Below are 19,615 nucleotides of genomic sequence, written 5' to 3' on the forward strand. Positions count from 1 at the left end.
TAGTACGAGGAAAAACCGTTTTTATTTGAGAACGAAAGTTAATTTTAGGTTAAATAAAAAAAAACCTCGCCGATTACGATGAGGTTTTTAATTATAAATAACTTTTACAGTTAGTAGTATTTATTGTCTGTGCGACACGCACTACATATTTCTTCTGTATTTACCGCCAACTTCGAAAAGTGCGTTGGTAATTTGACCAAGAGAACAGAATTTAACGGCATCCATCATCACTTCGAATAAGTTTTGTTGGTTGATAGCAGCGTACTGAAGCGTTTTAAGCGCTTCTGCAGATTTGTCGTCGTTGGCATTTTGGAAGTTGTGCAAATTCTCGATTTGAGCTTGCTTTTCTTCCTCTGTAGAACGGATAACCTCACCTGGGCGAACCGTTGGCGAACCATCTTTCCCAAGAAACGTATTAACACCGATAATTGGATATTCACCAGTATGTTTTAGCCATTCGTAATGCATCGATTCTTCTTGGATTTTCGAACGTTGATACATGGTTTCCATTGCACCAAGAACGCCACCTCTTTCCGTAATTCTGTCGAATTCTGCATAAACCGCTTCTTCAACCAAATCCGTCAATTCTTCAATAATGAAAGAACCTTGAAGTGGATTTTCGTTTTTCGCCAAACCTAATTCTTTGTTGATAATCAACTGAATCGCCATCGCACGTCTTACAGATTCTTCCGTTGGCGTGGTAATCGCCTCATCATAAGCATTCGTGTGAAGCGAGTTACAGTTATCATAAATCGCATACAAAGCTTGAAGCGTCGTTCTGATATCGTTAAAATCAATTTCTTGCGCGTGAAGCGAACGACCAGAAGTTTGGATGTGGTATTTCAACATCTGAGAACGCTCGTCAGCTCCGTATTTAAACTTCATGGCTTTTGCCCAAAGTCTTCTTGCCACACGACCAATCACCGAATATTCTGGATCGATACCATTGGAAAAGAAGAACGAAAGGTTAGGTGCAAAATCGTTGATGTCCATTCCGCGAGACAAATAATACTCAACATACGTGAAACCATTTGCCAATGTAAATGCCAACTGCGAGATAGGATTTGCGCCAGCTTCCGCAATGTGATAACCTGAAATTGAAACCGAATAGAAGTTTCTAACTTTATTTTTAATAAAATATTCCTGAACGTCGCCCATCAATCTCAAGGCAAATTCCGTTGAGAAAATACACGTATTTTGCGCTTGGTCTTCTTTCAAAATATCCGCTTGAACCGTTCCACGAACTGTAGCAATCGTTTCAGCTTTAATTTTCGCATAAACATCTGCAGGAACCACTTCATCTCCAGTTAAACCTAATAATTTCAGTCCAAGACCGTTGTGAGATGGTGGCAATTCGCCGTTGTATTCTGGACGTTTCAGACCTTTGGCATCGAATTTTGCTTTTAAAGCTTCTTCAATTTTACCTTCAAGACCGTTTTCTTCTAAATATTTTTCAACATTTTGGTCGATTGCAGCATTCATGAAGAACGCCAACAACATTGGTGCAGGACCATTAATCGTCATTGACACCGAAGTCAAAGCATTAATTAAATCAAATCCTGAATATAATTTTTTGGCATCATCCAAAGTTGCAATCGAAACTCCAGCGTTCCCAATTTTACCGTAAATATCTGGTGGTAAAGCAGGATCTTGACCATAAAGTGTCACCGAGTCAAACGCCGTTGACAAACGTTTTGCAGGCATTTCCGCAGAAACATAATGGAAACGTCTGTTGGTTCTTTCGGGGCCACCTTCACCCGCAAACATTCTCGTTGGATCTTCGCCCGTTCTTTTAAAAGGATAAATTCCCGCCGTGTAAGGGAAGCTTCCTGGAAGATTTTCTTGACCTTTCCAAGCAATTAAATCGCCCCAATCATGGTATTTTGGAAGTGCAATTTTCGGGATTTTAAGATGTGATAAAGATTCTGTTGAAGTTTCAACTTTAATTTCTTTTCCTCTTACGAAATACGAATAAAATTCCTCGTGGAAAGCTTTTTTAGTGTCATCCCAAGTTTTTAGAAAGTCGATATTTTCTTGTTGAAGTTCCTTTTCCGCTTTTACATATTCAGCATCTAAAACTTCATTTTGAATTAAATTTTTAACACCATCAATGTGGTACATTTTACGAGCCAAATCCGCTTGTTTCAAAACTTGTTGGTCGTATTGGGTGTTGTTTTCAACGATTTCAGAAAGATAACGAACTCTTTTTCCAGGAATAATCGTGGTATCGCTCGTAATCTCTTGTTCTAAAAACTCTTGAAGACCTGTTGAACTAAATTTTTCGTTTACTTTTTTAACTAAAGTATTGAATAATTCTGTTGTTCCATGATCGTTGAACTGAGATGCTTTTGTAGCAAAAACTGGCATTTCGTCCAATTGATTTTCCCAAAGCAAATGATTTCTTTGGAACTGCTTTCTCACCGCTTGCAAAGCATCCAAAGCGCCACGTTTATCGGATTTGTTTAAAGCAATTAAATCAGCATAATCCAACATGTCGATTTTTTCTAATTGCGTTGAAGCGCCATATTCAGGGGTCATCACGTACATAGAAACATCCGCAATATCCGAAACTTCAGAACCTGATTGGCCAATTCCCGAAGTTTCCAAAATAATAACATCAGGATGAGCTAATTTTAAAACATTCAAAGCGGTATGAACGAAAGGAGAAACCGAAACGTTGTTCTCACGCGTCGCCATCGAACGCATAAAAACGCGCGGATCGTTGATAGAATTCATACGAATTCTGTCGCCCAAAAGTGCTCCACCTGTTTTCTTTTTAGAAGGGTCGATTGAGATAATTGCAATTTTTTTATCAGGATTCGAACGCAAGAAACGTCTCACCAATTCGTCTGTTAATGAAGATTTACCAGCACCGCCAGTACCTGTAATCCCAACAATTGGAATATTTAAATCTTTTGCTTTTTCATTGATTGCGGCAACCAATTCTGGCTTTTCATCAGAGAAGTTTTCAACAGCAGAGATGATTTGCGCCAACTTTGCAGAATCTTCAAATTTTAAATCATTAACATCAGCAGCCGTAATTTTTTCACCTGTTGCGAAGTCTGATCTTTTCACCAAATCATCGATCATCCCTTGAAGTCCAAGCTCGCGACCATCGTCTGGAGAATAAATTCTGTCCACACCATAATCCATTAAATTCTTGATTTCTTCAGGCAGAATTACACCGCCACCACCACCAAAAATTTTGATTTGTGGTGAGTTTTTCTCTCTCAAAAGATCATAAATGTACTTGAAATACTCGTTGTGACCACCTTGATACGACGTCAATGCAATGGCGTTAGCATCTTCCTGAATCGCAGTGTTTACCACTTCCTCAGCAGATTTGTCGTGTCCGAGGTGGATCACTTCGCATCCCGAACCTTGGATCACACGACGCATAATATTAATTGCTGCGTCGTGCCCGTCGAAAAGAGCCGCCGCAGTTACAATTCTAACCTTATTGTTAGGGGTATATTTTTGGTTTTCCATATCTTAATAAGCAATCCTCCAAATATAAGGATATCCATGTAAATTTTAAAATCCCGATGTACAGGTTTTGTCGTGTTATTTTAGGGTGATTTTCTTTATCTTTGCAGCTTCAATTATTTGCAATTATGGGAAGAGCGTTGATGTATTTTGCGATAGGAACCCTGGCTAGTTTTCTTGGGAATTATTATTTTTTTGGAACAGGACAATGGAAATTAGATTTGTTTTATTCTGCTGCTTTTGGGCTAGGCTGGGGATTGGCCTATTTTGTTGATCATCCAGAATGGCCGCTGGCGAAGAAAATGATGATTTCCTTTATCGGTGTTGCAGTCATTTTAGCATTAGGATTTTTATTTTTCGACTTCATTATTGTGATTCCATCGATTATCCGCTTTTCAACAGTTTTTGTAGCCTATTATTTAATTGCAAGTTTTAAAGAAAGTAAATCACTTCGCTATTAAGATTTATAAGTTTAAATAAAAAAGAAGTCCACTCTGATTCGAGTGGACTTCTTTTTTATTTAATGCATCATTAATGCACTTATTAATATTAAAAATATTAGTAAAAATTCAAAAGTAATAAAGTTTATAACGAAAATGATACTTCCAATGACTACGCTATAAATTCGACTTGTTTTATAGACGCGATGGTGAGCCAAGTAAAAATAAAGGACGCTATAGCATAAAATGGCCAAATAAACTAAGTAGGATAGGACTTTGAAAAATATGTTTTCAGGTAAAAGATGAAACAGCTTATAACTAATCATGGTAAAGAAAACCATTAATAGTAGAAAGGAAAAATAGTGTAATGTGAATACACCATGATCAAAATACCACCATTTCTTTTTACTGTGGAATAACCATAAAATGAAAGCAAACAAAGGCATATAAATAAATAGTGCTTTCGGGATGGTGTGAAAAAAGGTCATCGTGAAATTATTGAGAATATCTGCTTTTGATATGCCTTGTTCTCTATATTCAAAATACTTTTTAGCAAATGGTCTTTCAATATTTCTTTGCAAAAACGAGTTGCTTTTGTAGATGGAATCGTACTCTTTCATGTTATCTGCACCTTTATACTTTGCGTCTTTGTCAAGCGGTTTTTTCATATCAAACATGCTAGGAATTTGGTCTTTAGAATTCTCATCTACTTTAAGTGTAGAAAATGTATTCATTATTAAAAGTGAATCCTCTTTAGACACAGGGCCTTTCTTCTTTTCTTCTTCAAGAATTTTGACTGGATCAAGTCGTTCAACGACTGCCGCAGTTTTGCTGTCTTTCTTGTATTTTAATAAATTATCTGCACGTAAATCACTAAACGCAATTACTAGGAAAGTGACAAAACTAATGAAGATATAGAGTTTTACAGGCGGTACATAAACCTGTCTTTTCCCTTTCAAATAGACGTTGGTTAATTTTCCTGGTTTGAAAAGTAAATTTTTAATTGTTCCCCAAAACTGTCCGTCGTAGTGCGTTAAGTCTTCAAAAAAGTGGGTAAATAAATAATGGAACGGCTTTCTCGGTTCGGTATTTTCTTGTCCGCAATGTGGGCAAAAGCGTTCTTCAACATGATGGCCGCAGTTTAAGCAGGTTTTGTTCGTTCTTAATTTTCCGTGATGACTCATTTAATCGTTTGCTTTGAGTTTTTTAATAATGCAAAATACTAAAAGAATGAGTACGATTACTATTTGGAATAAAAAAAAGAGACGAAATAAAATTTCGCCTCCCAAGTTAAAGTACTATTTCAACTTTGTGTTTTAGTACTCGTCCGAAATCAACAACTATGCCATGACAAAGAGTTTGTTTTTTCGCTTTTTAAATAAAGAAGATTTAGATACGGCTATTAAAAGGAAAATTCAGGATATTCCTAAAAATATTTTTTCCTTCCAAAAAAAATCTATACCTTTGCACACCCTTATTGGGAAAATTATGTTTAATCGTTAAACTTATAAGTGTGAATACATTAAGTTACAAAACTGTATCAGCGAACAAAGCTACTGCAAATAAAGAATGGGTTGTGGTAGACGCTGAAGGACAGCCGTTAGGAAGACTAGCTTCTGCGGTTGCAAAGATTTTGAGAGGTAAGCACAAAACAAACTTTACGCCTCACGTAGATTGTGGTGATAACGTTATTGTTTTGAATGCAGGAAAGATTAGTCTTTCAGGAAACAAGTGGGCAGACAAAACCTACATTTGGCATACAGGATATCCAGGTGGGCAAAAGTCTATTACTGCTGAAGATCTTGCTAAGAAGAATCCAATGAGACTTTTAGAAAAGTCTGTAAAAGGGATGCTTCCTAAAAACAAATTAGGATCTCAGTTGTATAAAAACCTTTATTTATATGAAGGGACTGAGCACAAACAAGAAGCTCAACAGCCTAAAGTTATTAACCTAAACGAATTTAAATAGTATGTCTACAGTTCACAAAATCGGAAGAAGAAAAACTTCTGTAGCGAGAGTGTACGTTAAACCAGGTAGCGGAAACGTTACTATTAACGGGAAAGATTCTAAAGTATACTTTTCTACAGACGTGTTAAACTACAAGGTTAACCAACCTTTTTTACTTACTGAAACAGCTGGACAGTACGATGTTACTGTAAATGTTTTCGGTGGAGGGATTACTGGTCAAGCAGAAGCTATCAGACTGGGTATTTCTAGAGCACTTTGCGATATTAACGCAGAGTTCCGTTTGGCACTTAAGCCAGAAGGTCTATTGACTAGAGATGCTAGAATGGTAGAAAGAAAGAAGCCAGGACAGAAAAAAGCGAGAAAAAAATTCCAATTCTCAAAACGTTAATTATCAAGATTCAAGCTATCAGATACAAGATTCAAGACCATTTTGGTTTTTCTTCAATCTCGATACTTGGTTCTATTTTGTAACAAAAATATTGCCCGTTACGTTTAGCATCCAAACGCTTCTCCCATCTAAAGAAGTTGTTGATTGTTTAAAAGACGGAAAGTAAACTAACAAAACAGGAAAACATGGCAAAAGTAAATGTAAAAGACCTTTTAGAGGCAGGTGTACACTTCGGTCACATGACTAGAAAGTGGAATCCGAATATGGCTCCATACATTTTCATGGAGAAAAATGGTATTCACATTATCGACCTACATAAAACAGCTGTAAAATTAGAAGATGCTTGTAGTGCATTAGAAAAAATTACTTCTGCAGGTAAAAAAGTTCTTTTCGTAGCAACTAAAAAGCAAGCGAAAGAAGTAGTTGCAAAGCACGCTGCTGAACTTAACATGCCTTATATTACAGAAAGATGGCCAGGAGGTATGCTTACTAACTTCGTAACGATCAGAAAAGCGGTTAAGAAAATGAACGCTATTGATAAAATGAAGAAGGACGGTACTTTCGAAACGCTTTCTAAGAAAGAAAGATTACAAGTTGACAGACAAAGAGCTAACCTTGAGAAGAACTTAGGTTCTATCGCTGACATGGTGCGTCTTCCATCTGCAATCTTCGTAGTTGATATCATGAGAGAGCACATCGCAGTTACGGAAGCTAAAAAATTGGGTATTCCAGTTTTCGCTATCGTAGATACCAACTCTGATCCTAGAAAAGTAGATTACGTAATTCCAGGAAACGACGATGCTTCTAAATCTGTAGATATGATCTTAACTATTGTAGCTGATGCTATCAAAGAAGGACAATCTCAAAGAAAAGCAGACAAAGAAAAGTCTAAAGAAGAAGGAGAAAAAGTAACTGCTGATGCAGATAAAGATTTTGAAGATCAATAAGATTTCAAAAACGCTAAAATAAAAAAGGTCTGAATTTATTCAGACCTTTTTTTTGTGCTTTATTTTTTAAGTGAAATGATATATATCTTAATTAGAAGCTCCTTTGCCATTCGGTTTTGATAATGTATTAACGGTTGTTGTCGTAGGTTGTGTTCTGTGATTTAAAGCAATAATAACGCTTTTGTTGAGGTTTTTTGTTGAAGTGTAGGGTACGTTACAAACAGAACTTTGAATGGTGTAATTGGCTTTCTTAACAACCACAAAGTTTTTAGCTCTACTAGGCACGGCAAGACTGTATTTTTCTGGGCCATTAATTCGCATAACCAAATTACAATCCGAATTATTTTCTACTAAAATTATCGCTTCTTTGGAGTTTTTCTTATCGCTGTCAAACATGGAGTTCAGTAATTGAACCGTTTTTGCTTGATGCTCTTTCGGTGTTAAAGACATGAGCCTTTCAAACTCTGCTTCCTCCGGATTTTTTATTAAAACGGTAATTTCTTTTTCGGGTTTAATGCCATTTGGAATCGATATCTCTGCTGTTTTCTCAACTGCAAAACTCGCTTTCATTGGGTTGACAGGAACTAAATTAGCAACCGTTTTAGGTGTGCTTACTTTCGTTGGTGTTTTTACTAGATGACCTTTAGACCACGTTTCATTCTTGATACGAACTAGTTTTTTTCGTAATAAATTTCTTCTTGGATCGTCAGGATGAGCACTCGCTAAGAACGTTTCAATTTCTTTAACGTTCGTCGAATTCATGATTTTGTCATTACCATTTTTTTGCCCATAAACATTCGTAGAAACACCTAAACCTAAAGCGAATACACCGCACAAAAACACTTTTCTCATTAATGTACGCGGAATTTGATATAGGTAATCGTTTTTCCTTTTGCCGAAAATAGCTCTTCGTAATAGGTTCTTACATCGCGCAATAGTGGAGTCCCTGGTTCGTATTCTGGAGCTCCGTAAATATCGTGGTGTGCCGTTAGGATTTCGTAACCTAAACCTTGCAAAAGTCCCAATGTATAGCCGTGCAAGAACTCGGAATCTGTTTTCAAATGGATGACACCACCAGGTTTTAGAATCTTTTTATACCGATCCAAGAAATCAGGATGGGTTAAACGATGTTTTGTACGCTTGTATTTGATTTGAGGATCGGGGAAAGTAATCCAAATTTCGTCAACTTCATTTTCACCAAAAAAGCAATCAACCAATTCAATTTGGGTTCGTAGAAAAGCAACATTGTTCATATTATCAACTGTGGCCTCTTTAGCACCAAACCAAAATCGAGCTCCTTTAATGTCAATTCCGACAAAGTTTTTCTCAGGAAATTTTTTAGCAAGACCAACGGTATATTCACCTTTTCCACAGCCTAATTCTAAAACAATAGGATTTTCGTTCTTAAAAAAATCACTTCTCCATTTTCCTTGCAAATGAAATCCAGCAAGTGCTTCGTCGCGAGTAGGCTGGATGACATTTTCCAAACGCTTGTTTTCTTCAAAACGAGCAATTTTATTCTTTCCCATGTATTATTCTTACATGCAATATTACAGAATTTCTGCGGATTATTACAGAATTTGCTTGAATTTTTACTTCGCTTTTTGGGCTAAAGCGGCAGGATTTCCTAAGGCAACCATTAATGCTTTTTGTACGGTTTTTTGAGAGGCATATTGTGCACCGCAAACGAGACTCGTAAATAAATAATCTCCTTTCGGAATTACAATGGAGTTTTCGGTATGCATGGGAATTGCTAAACGAAAATTCGAGGTTCCACGCCCTTCCATACGAACGATAATGTTGCAATCGGATTTGTTTTCGATCATCACAATAACGTCTTTGGCATTCGGGTCATTATCAAAAAGTGAATTCAGGAGTTGAACGGTTTTGTTTTTATGCTCAACAGGATTTACTTGCATCAGCATTTTAAACTCGTCTTCTTCGGTATTTACGAAAGCTGTTGGTGTTCCCGTGCTCGGTTCTTGATAGGTTGACGGCGAAGCTTTGTATGTGTAGCCATAGGGCGCAATAGGCGTGGCTTGTTGGGTGTTGATTTTCCCCATACGAGCTAGCTCGGCTTGCATTTTTTGAATTTGTTTTCGTTTGATGATTGCGTTCATTTCATCAAACGATATTTTTGTGGAAGGCCTACTTCTCAACAACGCAAGCATTTCCTGCATTTGCTTCACCTTTTGGTCGCCTTCTTTTGCCTCGCGAATGTATTCTTTCATCATTTTCATCACTTTCGGCTTCAGAACAGATCTTCTGGGATCGTCCGGATGCGCATCGCGTAAAAATGCGTTGATTTCGTAAATGTTGGTACTTCTAAGTATGTTAGAATAATCTTTCGTCTTCTTCTGGGAAAAGCTAAAACAGCTTACCAATAGGAATAAAAAGAGTATACATTTTTTCATCACAATTTGATTTTTGAATTCCTTTTTTGTGGAATGTTTCGGTATTTCTACTTAACAACGCAAAATACCAAAATTAATTGTAATTAGATTAGGAGAAAACCCCTTTCTAATCTTGTATTGACATCTTTTTAGAGGACTCTAATCGTTTAAGATAAATAGGTAGGTATTTTTCAATTGAAGTTCGAGTTCCTTCTAAATTTCCAGCGTCAAAATAATGCGAAATGTTATCTGAAGTGTAAACAAATTCTAAAAAATTATCAATAAGATTATTCGGGATTCGTAATTTTTGGAAATATTCCGCACCAAAATAGGCCTTCATGGCTGATACATTTTTAGCCATTTTTTCGTATTGATACAATCTGATTTTCTTTTTATGTTCTCCTGAAACCAAATCAAAAATCGTATCCACGCTAAATGTAAGACCTCCTCCAGCTAATGCCACTGGTGGGTTAACAGGAGATGTACCATCGCCTTTTGGCTCTGGTAAGCCAACAATTTTTGCAATTTCAAAAGACTTTTCACTTGATTTCAAAGCCATGACATCTTTTTTAAGATTTCCCGAAGGCTTAAAACGGATAACAACTTCCTGAATCTCATGGTACATCGGACTTAGCTGAATAAAATTATTGGAATTATTCAATAAATCTTGATTCAACGTATATTCTTTACGGTCGGTTAAAATGGATGTAAAACGCACAATGTCCCCCGGTTTTGCTTCAATGATAAAATGACCATTGTTTTTTGTAAGCACTGTTTTATGCGTCGTAATGTTCGTAACGTAAATATGATTTAGGAAAACGTACGAGTCTTCTTTCATATAAACTTGCCCCCGAAATTCTTGGGCTTGAAACCAACTGTAAATAAAAAGTAAACACCCGATAAATAGATTCTTCATTATGCTGCAAAAATATCGATAATCTTATGATTAGTCTTCTCTTTAGATGCTTTTTAAGGGTTAAAGTTATATTAAAGTTCTTCGAAAACTGTTAATTAATCGCGATTTTTCACCAAAATCCAATTGGAATAGGTTACTGGGAGGTTGGTATCTGGTTCTATCCATTGAATCGTGTACCAATAGGTTCCTGTTGCCAATGGTCGCCCATTTCTTTTTCCATCCCATATATAACTATCAGCTGGCGAATCATATTGAATCACTCCATAACGGTCAAAAACTCTGATATGAACATCTTTTTTAATCCTCAAATCGGAATAATCTAATACGTCATTTTTGCCGTCATCATTGGGTGTAATGATGTTGATTAGATTAATTATTAAAAATTCTTTACTTATTGGGCTACAATTGTCTTTCGATTTTACGTAAACAGTATGTATGCCTCTTTCAAGATTTGTAAAAGTAGGAGAAGTAAACCATTCTACTTTATCTAGTGAATATTGCAATGAAGGAGTGGCACCTTTAGTCACAATAGTTGCTGTATTGCCTTTTATTTCGATAGATTCTATGGTTGGAAGTTCAGCGGCAAATACACGAACTTCTTGTCTGTAAACACATCCATTTGCTGTCAAATCAACCCAATAATTTCCTGGAGCAACTTGAATTTGAGATAATGATGTTCCTTCTTCTCCCGTACTCCAATGATAATAATCGTAACCTGATCCTGCATCTAATACCGTTTTTGATTCTGGACAAATGGTTTGATCAACCAAAGTTTCTGATTTTCTCGAAGATTTCATCTGAATTTTAACGGCTGCAATATTTGCACAATTTATACCATCGGATACTCTTAGATAGTAGATTTCACCATCTTTAACCGTTGGATTTGAAATCGGATTTGTACTTTTCTGAGCTTCTAATTCTGTTTTAAAAATTGAAGAGCTAAGCGTAGGACTTGTCGTTAATAATGAAAGAGCAGATTTAAAATCGTAGGTTTCAGAACCATTTAGGTCAGAGTCACATACGGGTTGAATAATGGAATTTGATACTAACGACGTTCTCGACTTAAAATCAAAGTGAATTTCGCCAAAAGCAGGAGTACAATTTGCTCCCTTAGAATCAACGCGAACGTAAACCGTTGTAGGAGCTGTATAACTCCAATTTGTTGGAAGTGTTGAAGTATTTCCATTTTGCGCATCCGAACTACTTAAATAGTACTGAACATTAAAATAGTCCGATTGATTAACAATTTGTGAAGTAACCAAATTGAAATCAATATGTACTTTTTCATCAAAATCATCATCGCAATTTACAGGATTTAGTTTTGATGTATCTATATTCGGAGACGGAACTACCTCAAGATCAATTTTACTTGTTGCACTACATCCATAAATGGACGTTATTTTTGCATAAACGGTTGTTGTCAGGGAAGAATAAGCAGTGGGATTTGTTATTGGTAAATTAAAATCAGAATCTTGGAAATACGCAATTTTTGTATCTACTTCTTGAGTAACAACTGCTGATTCAAGATTAAAAATGCCTTTTCCTGTTGCGTCGGAACATGATTTTAAAGTTGCATTTTGAACTTTTAGAAAATTAATTTTTACATTGACTCTAAAATATTCAAAATCTGCCGGGTCTCCATTTCCTTCCACATAAAATACAAACATATCTTCTTCATCTTGAGTAAGATTAGAATTTACTTTATAGTTTACTAAACCAGTTGTGGGGTCAATTGTTACAGTTCCGAAAACTGGATTTACGATTATTCTCGAATTATTTGGAACCAAAGTCTGCGTAGAAGTTGTGAATTTTGGTTGTATGTTGATTTCTTCGCAACTACCAATCGAAAATGGAATGTTGGCTATGGGGGGACAAAGTGTATAGTCGTAGGGTTTTGTCGTTTCGGAACCGCATAAATTTTTTGAAATTTGACACGTATAAGCTCCTGAACCTAAAACTTCAGGATTGATAAAATAAGTTGTTGCACCTGGAATGGGAGCTCCATTAAAATACCATTGATACGTGTCGTAAGAATCATCAACTTGGAGGAGTGTTCCAGAAAAACAATCGCCTGTTTTTGTAATTGAAGGGATCGAAGAAAATCCTGCAAAATAACCACCATAGCCCACGGCGCCGTTTCCAGCAGCAATTCCAGCAGTAACTGATTTTGTTGAGTTTACGGTAATATTTCCTGATACATTAGGGACTGAATAAGTTTCCCAATCGGGATTTCCCGCTACTGGGAATGGTCCATTACTTGAATTTAATGAGCTACCATTAACGGTAATAACTCCGCCCTTTTGAGATAGAATATTTAGTTTAGTATTATAATATTCGTATCCTATTTCATTAATATAGCCTATTTCATCAACCTTACTTGGAAGGAAACAATTTAGAGGAGGAATATAATTGAATCCTCCAGTTGCATAGATGGAGCCGGAGCTCGTTCCACCAAGTAATTGATAAACATATAGGTTTTTACTCGTCTTTATACCAATATTATAGTTTCCCATACCATGAGATACATATTCAGTACTTTGGATTGTATAGTTTTCTCCTTTGTTTATTGTAATAATGGGAGTGGTAGCTCCATTTACAAAAACATCTGTATTGTCTTCAGTCGCAACGAGTAATACAGCTTCCATTCCAGAGGTTATATCTCCATTTCCTTTAATAATGGCAAAATCATTTCCTAATCGATTAACAGGAACTGCTTGGTCCATTAAAATGTCATTATTAGTGAAATTATTCCATGTATAAATTCCATTAAAATTACCATTCGTTACGGAAATAGGGTGATTTGAAACGATATGAGCTCCTATTAATCCAGCTTGATTTGCTTGTTCTCTTACAGAGTTAGCATCAATAATGTAAGATTGCCCCTTATTTAAAATGACTTTTAAGTCGTCATCGGTATTGCCGTTGGAAAAAACGACATCAGAGTCATAATTTGAAATGGAAACTTCAGTATTGTCCTCAGTTGCTAAAATTCCAATAGTTGCATTAACGTATTCTGCAGTTCCAGAAATGGGAGCCATCGCCGCATAAAATTCTGTCCCTATTCCTGCTAAGCCTTTGGACGTAATGATTTCCGCATGATTTAATACGGAAAATCGATAATTAGCAAAAAACTTTTTAGTTCCTTTTACGTATAGTCCTTTGGATGTAGGAGTTAGTATTTCAATTGGATTTACGGTGACCATAAATTCTTCAGGGATTTGTATTTTTTGGGGATTCCCTTTTACAAGCTGTACATTGGTGAAAAGTTTATTGCTATTGTAAACGTCCACTCGAAATGGAGTGGTTTCATTGGTAGATAAATATAGATAGGAGTTGAAATTCGTTAATGTTCGAGAATTGGCAGCGGCCATCGGTGCAAACCAATGGTCCGTGTCTAATTGAGCTTTTAAGGAAACGGCAGTAAATACAAATACTAAAAGGAATAGAAATTTCTTCATTCACGAAATGAGTTAAGAAATCAAAGTTACTACTAAATTGCTTTTATTGATTGACTTAAATAAAAAAAACTCTTCCTTTTGGAAGAGTTTTGATATTGTTTTGTGAGATTTTACTTATGATAAAGCAACTCTTACAAATCCTACAACTTTAAGATCAGCACCACCTGTTTTTACATACTCAGCAACAGAAACGTTTCCGTCTTTGATGAATGCTTGGTGTACCAATGTATTGTCTTTGTAGAATCTTTGCATTTTACCTTTCAAGATATTCTCGATGATGTTTTCAGGCTTACCTTCTTTAAGCAACAATTCTTTTTCAATTTCCAATTCTTTGTTGATGATCTCTTGAGAAACTTGAGTTTCATCTAAAGCGATTGGGTTCATAGCCGCAACTTGCATAGAAACAGCGTGAGCGATTTCAGAAGCGTTGTCTACTTTTGAAGAAAGAGCAGTAATTGCAGCAATCTTGTTACCCGCGTGGATGTATTCTTTCAAATAAGCACCTTGGATAGATTCGAAAGCACCGATTTCAATTTTTTCACCGATAACTCCAGTTTGCTCGATTAATTTATCAGCAACCGTAATTCCGTGGAAATCGGTAGCCAATAATTCTTCTTTAGATCCAGCAGTAAGAGCCATTTCTGCCAATTCGTAAGCTAATTCTACGAAAGCCTCATTTTTAGCAACGAAGTCAGTTTCACAGTTTAATGAAATGATTGCACCTAATGTGTTATCTTCATTAACTCTTGCGATTACAGCTCCTTCAGTAGATTCTCTATCGGCTCTGTTAGCAGCAACTTTTTGTCCTTTTTTTCTAAGGATTTCGATTGCTTTTTCAAAGTCTCCTTCAGCTTCTACTAATGCTTTTTTGCAGTCCATCATCCCTGCACCTGTCGTGTTTCTTAATTTAGCTACGTCTGCTGCTACTGGTGTATACATAATTATTGTTTATTTTTATTAAAATTTAGTTATCTTATGATTCCTTTTTTTGCCCTGCAAAGATAATGATTTTCAAATAAACTAAAAACAGACTTTTAACGTTATACTATTTTATTTATCTAAACTTTACAAAAATACAAATGCAATGAAAAGAGGTTTATTTCTTTTGTTTTTCTCATTCACTTTATTGGCGTTTTCACAGCAAGTTCAACGTATTGATGTTGTAGAAAAATCCAATGATGTAACGGTTATTGCAGCTTTTGTAAAAGCGAACCCAACGCATCCCAAAGTTCCGATGTTGAAGCGTAGAATGGCTACTTTAATGTCTCCAACCGGAGCAGGTGAGGCGAGTGCAAAGCCAATAGTGAAACCATTGAACACGGATAAAATGGCGAAAACAGTGAATAAAAATTCTGGAAGTGGACAGCCAAGTGCTCAAAATCAAAAAACAGCAGAGCTGCTGACGCATATTTTCAATAACGACCCGAATCGAAAAGAAGCCTATGTTCGAATTATTAATAAATCGAAATGCCGATTGGTGGTGAAATTAAGTGGTAAAAAGTTTTACAATCTCGATGTTCCTGCTAATAATGATAATTACATTTTGGTTCCCAAAGGAAAGTATGTAATTACAACTTCCGTTTGTGATGCCAAATACTCGTCATCGAAAGATATTAGTCAAGATGTGGAAATCACATTGAAAGGCAAATAAATAAAAACTCCACTTGAAAAAGTGGAGTTTTTATTTATTGTTTATGTTCACATTTAGCCTTTAAAACGACCCATTGCAATGAATTTTTCTTGTCTTTGAGTCATAATTTCCTCTTTAGAAAACTTCTTGAATGCATTAATGTTTTGTAGGATTGAAGCTTTTAAATTTTGATAAGCAACGCTAGGGTCGTAATGAGCGCCACCAAGAGGTTCCTCAATAATCCCGTCAATTAATTCGTTTTGCAACATATCATTTGGCGTTAGTTTTAACGCGTTTGCCGCATCTTCTTTGTGATCCCAGTTTCTCCACAAAATTGAAGAGCAACTTTCAGGAGCAATTACCGAATACCACGTGTATTGCAACATATAAACTTTGTTACCTACACCAATTCCTAAAGCACCACCACTAGCTCCTTCACCAATTACGTACGTTAAAATTGGAGTTTTTAGTTGTACCATTTCGAAAATATTTCTCGCAATAGCTTCGCCCTGTCCTCTTTCTTCCGCTTCAAGCCCTGGATAAGCTCCTGGTGTATCTAAAAATGTAATGACAGGAATATCAAATTTTTCCGCCAACTTCATTAATCGAAGCGCTTTTCTATACCCTTCAGGATTCGGCATTCCGAATCTTCTTTTTTGTCTTTCTTTTGTTGTACGACCTTTCTGCGTTCCGATAATCATTACTTTTTGACCGTCAATTGTTGCCATTCCACCAACCATCGCTGGGTCATCTGCAAAATTTCTGTCTCCATGCAATTCTAAAAAGCTTCCTTCATCAACAATTCCGTTGATGTAATCTAAGGTATAAGGACGATCTGGATGTCTTGAAAGTTGTACCGTTTGCCAAGGTGTCAGATTTCCGTAGATTTCTTTTTTAGCTGCGATAATTTTATCTTCGATTTGGCTGCACGCTAATTTCATGTCGATACCCGCGTCTTCACCAACGATAGAGCAGGTTCCTAATTGCTCAACTAAATCTTTTATAGGAAGTTCAAATTCTAAATATTCCATAGGGATACAATGATCTTTAAAAAATCAAATTTAAGAAATAATTAATAGACTAGGATAATTTGCTTAATGCATTTTGAATTCGGGCGATGGTTTCGTCTTTTCCAATGACCTCCATTATATCTGGTACGTCCGGTCCTTTTAGCTCTCCAACTAAAGCCAGACGTAACGGCATCATGATTTTACCCATTCCAACACCTTTATCTTCTGCAATTTGATGCATGGTTTCTTTCAAAGAAGCTGCTTCAAATGGGGTGTTTTCAATTTTTGAAATCAATTCAGTAAGCAATTCTCCCGCTTGATCATGCCACGCTTTTTTCGCTGCTTTATCTTCGTAAGAATTTGGTGCTTCAAAGAAGAATTTTCCATTTTCGTAAATGTCTTTCACGAAAGTGGCTCTTTCCTTCATCAACTCAACAATTTTTTCTAGCTTATCATTTGGAATTGATATATTTTGAAGCTCTGGAAGCGCTTTCAAAAGACTTGTCAATTCGGGAACGGATTTCATTTGCAAATACTGGTGATTAAACCATTCTGCTTTTTCTTTTGAAAACCGAGCTCCTGCTTTGTGAACTTTATGCAAATCAAATTCTTTTGCCATTTCATCTAAACTGATGATTTCTTTATCGTCCGCAGGACTCCATCCTAACAACGCAAGGAAGTTGATAAACGCTTCTGGGAAATATCCGTCTTCACGATAGCCTTTTGAAACAATTCCGGTTGCTGGATCTTTAAAATCAAGTGGGAAAACTGGAAATCCAAATTTATCACCATCTCTTTTGCTTAATTTTCCTTTGCCCTCTGGCTTCAAAATCAAAGATAAATGAGCGAATTCTGGAGCTTCCCAACCCATTGCTTCATACAAAAGAACGTGCAGTCCCATTGAAGGAAGCCATTCTTCCCCACGAATAACGTGCGAAATTTTCATTTCGTGGTCATCAATGATATTGGCAAAATGGTAGGTTGGCATGCCGTCATTTTTCACCAAAACTTTATCGTCTTGTATATTGGTGTTCACCGAGAATTTTCCTCTGATGATGTCTTCTAAATTCAAAACACGATCAAACGGCATTTTGAAACGAACGACATACGGAACATTTTGGCTTTTTAATGCATCAACTTCTTCTTTTGAAAGCGTTAAGCTATTTCTAAGACGTTCTCTCGTTTGATAATTGTACGCGAAAACGTCTCCTTTTTCTTCAAATTCTTTACGAATCGCATCCAATTCTTCGGGCGTGTCAAAAGCGATATATGCGTAATCTGTTTTTAAAATTTCTTCCGTGTATTTATCATAGATATCACGTCTTTCCGATTGTCTATAAGGTCCGTAAGGCCCACCATGTTTCGGACTTTCATCTGGAATAATACCGCACCATTCTAGGGCTTCCATAATATAATCTTCTGCACCTTCTACAAATCGAGTAGAGTCGGTATCTTCAATTCGAAGAACGAAGTCGCCGCCTTGGTTTTTTGCAAATAAATAATCATATAAAGCGGTTCTAGCTCCACCTAAATGCAACGCACCGGTTGGGCTGGGCGCAAAACGTACACGTACCTTTTCCATTTTGAAATTTTAGACTGCAAAATTAAGCATTTGTAAAGTTTTAGTTTTCATCAAAATGATAATTTTTCGATGGAAAACAAAAAACTTCAGCGGAATGCTGAAGTTTTGTATGATTTTAAGCTTGATATTTTAAAAATGTTTTTTCAATAATCGCTAAACATTCTTGAACTTGATCTTCTGTAATAACCAATGGTGGCGCCAATCGGATGATGTTTCCGTGCGTTGGTTTTGCAAGAAGTCCGTTTTCTTTTAGATTTAAACATAAATTCCAAGCTGTTGAGCTTTCTGGTGTATCGTTAATGATAATTGCATTTAACAAACCTTTTCCACGAACGTTTTTAATTAAATCCGTTTTCTCCATGATTCTTTGAACGCCTTCACGGAATTGTTGACCAAGAATTTCTGCTTTATTCGCTAAATCATCATCTAAAACGACATCCAATGCGGCAATCGCAACTGCACAAGCCAATGGATTTCCCCCGTAAGTAGAGCCATGTTGACCTGGTTTAATAACATTCATAATTTCATTGTTTGCTAAAACAGCCGAAACAGGATACATTCCCCCTGACAGTGCTTTTCCTAAAATTAGAACATCTGGCTGAACGTTTTCGTGATCGCAAGCCAGCATTTTTCCTGTTCTCGCAATTCCCGTTTGAACTTCATCTGCAACAAATAAAACATTTTTCGCAGCACATAATTCTTTTGCTTTCGCTAAATAGCCGTTATCAGGAACATAAACGCCTGCTTCTCCTTGAATTGGTTCAACAAGAAATGCACAAATATCTCCAGAGTTTTCTAAAACTTGCTCTAACGCGGCAATATCATTGTAGGGAATTCGGATAAATCCAGGTGTGAAAGGGCCATAATTGAAATTGGCATCGGGATCATTCGAAAATGATACGATAGTTGTGGTACGACCGTGGAAATTGTTTTCGCATACGATAATTTTTCCTTGGTTATTTTCAATTCCTTTGACTTCGTATCCCCATTTTCTAGCGATTTTCACAGCTGTTTCTACCGCTTCGGCACCAGAATTCATGGGAAGAACTTTATCAAAACCAAAAATAGAGGTTATTTTCTTCTCATAAATTCCCAAATTCGAATTGTAAAATGCTCTCGACGTTAATGCCAATTTTTGAGCTTGCTCCGTTAAAGCTTGAACAATCTTCGGATTCGAGTGTCCTTGGTTCACCGCTGAATAGGCGGAAAGAAAATCGTAATAACGCATGCCTTCAACATCCCAAACAAAAACACCTTCACCACGATCCAATACTACAGGAAGTGGATGATAATTGTGCGCTCCGTATTCGTTTTCTAAATCGATGTAAAATTGTGCGTTCTGATTTTCTGACATGTCAATTATATTAAGGTTTCCTACAAAATTAACTTATTTTGG

Annotated in this window: 16 protein-coding genes; 5 read left to right on the forward strand and 11 right to left on the reverse strand. The window is 36.4% G+C overall.

The window, feature by feature from the left end; genetic code table 11:
* Positions 1–141: 141 nt before the first annotated feature.
* Entirely contained in the window at positions 142–3,489 is a 3,348-nt protein-coding gene (locus AC5XHR_RS09380; protein WP_495950530.1) for a methylmalonyl-CoA mutase family protein, read from the reverse strand.
* Positions 3,490–3,614: 125 nt separating this feature from the next.
* On the opposite strand from AC5XHR_RS09380, the gene AC5XHR_RS09385 reads away from it, so the two are divergent.
* Complete coding sequence (locus AC5XHR_RS09385) at positions 3,615–3,947, forward strand: hypothetical protein (protein WP_495950531.1); 333 nt, start codon at positions 3,615–3,617, stop codon at positions 3,945–3,947.
* A gap of 59 nt (positions 3,948–4,006) precedes the next feature.
* Here AC5XHR_RS09385 and AC5XHR_RS09390 read toward each other — a convergent pair whose 3' ends face one another.
* On the reverse strand, positions 4,007–5,110 hold the full coding sequence (locus AC5XHR_RS09390; protein ID WP_495950532.1) for a DUF3667 domain-containing protein: 1,104 nt from the start codon (positions 5,108–5,110) through the stop codon (positions 4,007–4,009).
* Between the two features lie 329 nt (positions 5,111–5,439).
* On the opposite strand from AC5XHR_RS09390, the gene rplM reads away from it, so the two are divergent.
* The 3 genes from rplM (at position 5,440) to rpsB (ending at position 7,230) form a co-directional block, all read left to right on the forward strand.
* Positions 5,440–5,895, forward strand: a complete 456-nt coding sequence (rplM, locus tag AC5XHR_RS09395) for a 50S ribosomal protein L13 (RefSeq protein ID WP_495950533.1) — start codon at positions 5,440–5,442, stop codon at positions 5,893–5,895.
* Position 5,896: 1 nt separating this feature from the next.
* Positions 5,897–6,283 (forward strand): 30S ribosomal protein S9, encoded by a 387-nt coding sequence (gene rpsI, locus AC5XHR_RS09400; RefSeq protein WP_495950534.1) that lies wholly within the window; start codon positions 5,897–5,899, stop codon positions 6,281–6,283.
* A 185-nt stretch (positions 6,284–6,468) separates the two neighbouring features.
* The gene (gene rpsB, locus AC5XHR_RS09405; RefSeq protein ID WP_495950535.1) at positions 6,469–7,230 is read left to right on the forward strand and encodes a 30S ribosomal protein S2; all 762 of its coding nucleotides are present in this window, start codon (positions 6,469–6,471) and stop codon (positions 7,228–7,230) included.
* An 87-nt stretch (positions 7,231–7,317) separates the two neighbouring features.
* Here the strand turns inward: rpsB and AC5XHR_RS09410 are convergent, their stop codons facing one another.
* The 6 genes from AC5XHR_RS09410 to tsf all read right to left on the reverse strand — a co-directional run bounded on the left by AC5XHR_RS09410 (position 7,318) and on the right by tsf (position 14,936).
* A complete protein-coding gene (locus AC5XHR_RS09410) occupies positions 7,318–8,082 on the reverse strand; it encodes a DUF6759 domain-containing protein (RefSeq protein ID WP_495950536.1) in 765 nt (254 codons plus the stop codon).
* Positions 8,082–8,759 carry a tRNA (guanosine(46)-N7)-methyltransferase TrmB gene (gene trmB, locus AC5XHR_RS09415; protein ID WP_495950537.1) on the reverse strand — a complete coding sequence of 226 codons (678 nt, stop codon included), beginning with the start codon at positions 8,757–8,759 and terminating at the stop codon, positions 8,082–8,084. The genes AC5XHR_RS09410 and trmB overlap by 1 nt, the downstream gene beginning before the upstream one ends.
* 63 nt (positions 8,760–8,822) lie before the next feature.
* Entirely contained in the window at positions 8,823–9,644 is an 822-nt protein-coding gene (locus AC5XHR_RS09420) for a DUF6759 domain-containing protein (protein ID WP_495950538.1), read from the reverse strand.
* 106 nt (positions 9,645–9,750) lie between these two features.
* Positions 9,751–10,539: a hypothetical protein gene (locus tag AC5XHR_RS09425; protein ID WP_495950539.1), complete on the reverse strand. Its 789-nt coding sequence runs from the start codon at positions 10,537–10,539 to the stop codon at positions 9,751–9,753.
* A 95-nt stretch (positions 10,540–10,634) separates the two neighbouring features.
* A complete protein-coding gene (locus AC5XHR_RS09430) occupies positions 10,635–13,997 on the reverse strand; it encodes an FIDD domain-containing protein (protein ID WP_495950540.1) in 3,363 nt (1,120 codons plus the stop codon).
* A gap of 114 nt (positions 13,998–14,111) precedes the next feature.
* Positions 14,112–14,936: a translation elongation factor Ts gene (gene tsf, locus AC5XHR_RS09435; protein WP_495950541.1), complete on the reverse strand. Its 825-nt coding sequence runs from the start codon at positions 14,934–14,936 to the stop codon at positions 14,112–14,114.
* 145 nt (positions 14,937–15,081) lie between these two features.
* Between tsf and AC5XHR_RS09440 the strand changes: the two genes are divergently transcribed.
* Entirely contained in the window at positions 15,082–15,648 is a 567-nt protein-coding gene (locus AC5XHR_RS09440) for a DUF6759 domain-containing protein (RefSeq protein WP_495950542.1), read from the forward strand.
* 53 nt (positions 15,649–15,701) lie between these two features.
* On the opposite strand, the gene AC5XHR_RS09445 is transcribed toward AC5XHR_RS09440, so the two are convergent.
* From AC5XHR_RS09445 to rocD, 3 genes are all read right to left on the reverse strand, one after another.
* Positions 15,702–16,658 (reverse strand): acetyl-CoA carboxylase carboxyltransferase subunit alpha, encoded by a 957-nt coding sequence (locus AC5XHR_RS09445; protein WP_495950543.1) that lies wholly within the window; start codon positions 16,656–16,658, stop codon positions 15,702–15,704.
* A 49-nt stretch (positions 16,659–16,707) separates the two neighbouring features.
* Positions 16,708–18,219: a glutamate--tRNA ligase gene (gene gltX, locus AC5XHR_RS09450; protein ID WP_495950544.1), complete on the reverse strand. Its 1,512-nt coding sequence runs from the start codon at positions 18,217–18,219 to the stop codon at positions 16,708–16,710.
* 115 nt (positions 18,220–18,334) lie between these two features.
* Positions 18,335–19,573 (reverse strand): ornithine--oxo-acid transaminase, encoded by a 1,239-nt coding sequence (rocD, locus tag AC5XHR_RS09455; RefSeq protein ID WP_495950545.1) that lies wholly within the window; start codon positions 19,571–19,573, stop codon positions 18,335–18,337.
* Positions 19,574–19,615 lie beyond the last annotated feature (42 nt).

The sequence above is a fragment of the Kaistella sp. CFF1-2 genome (genome assembly GCF_059509915.1).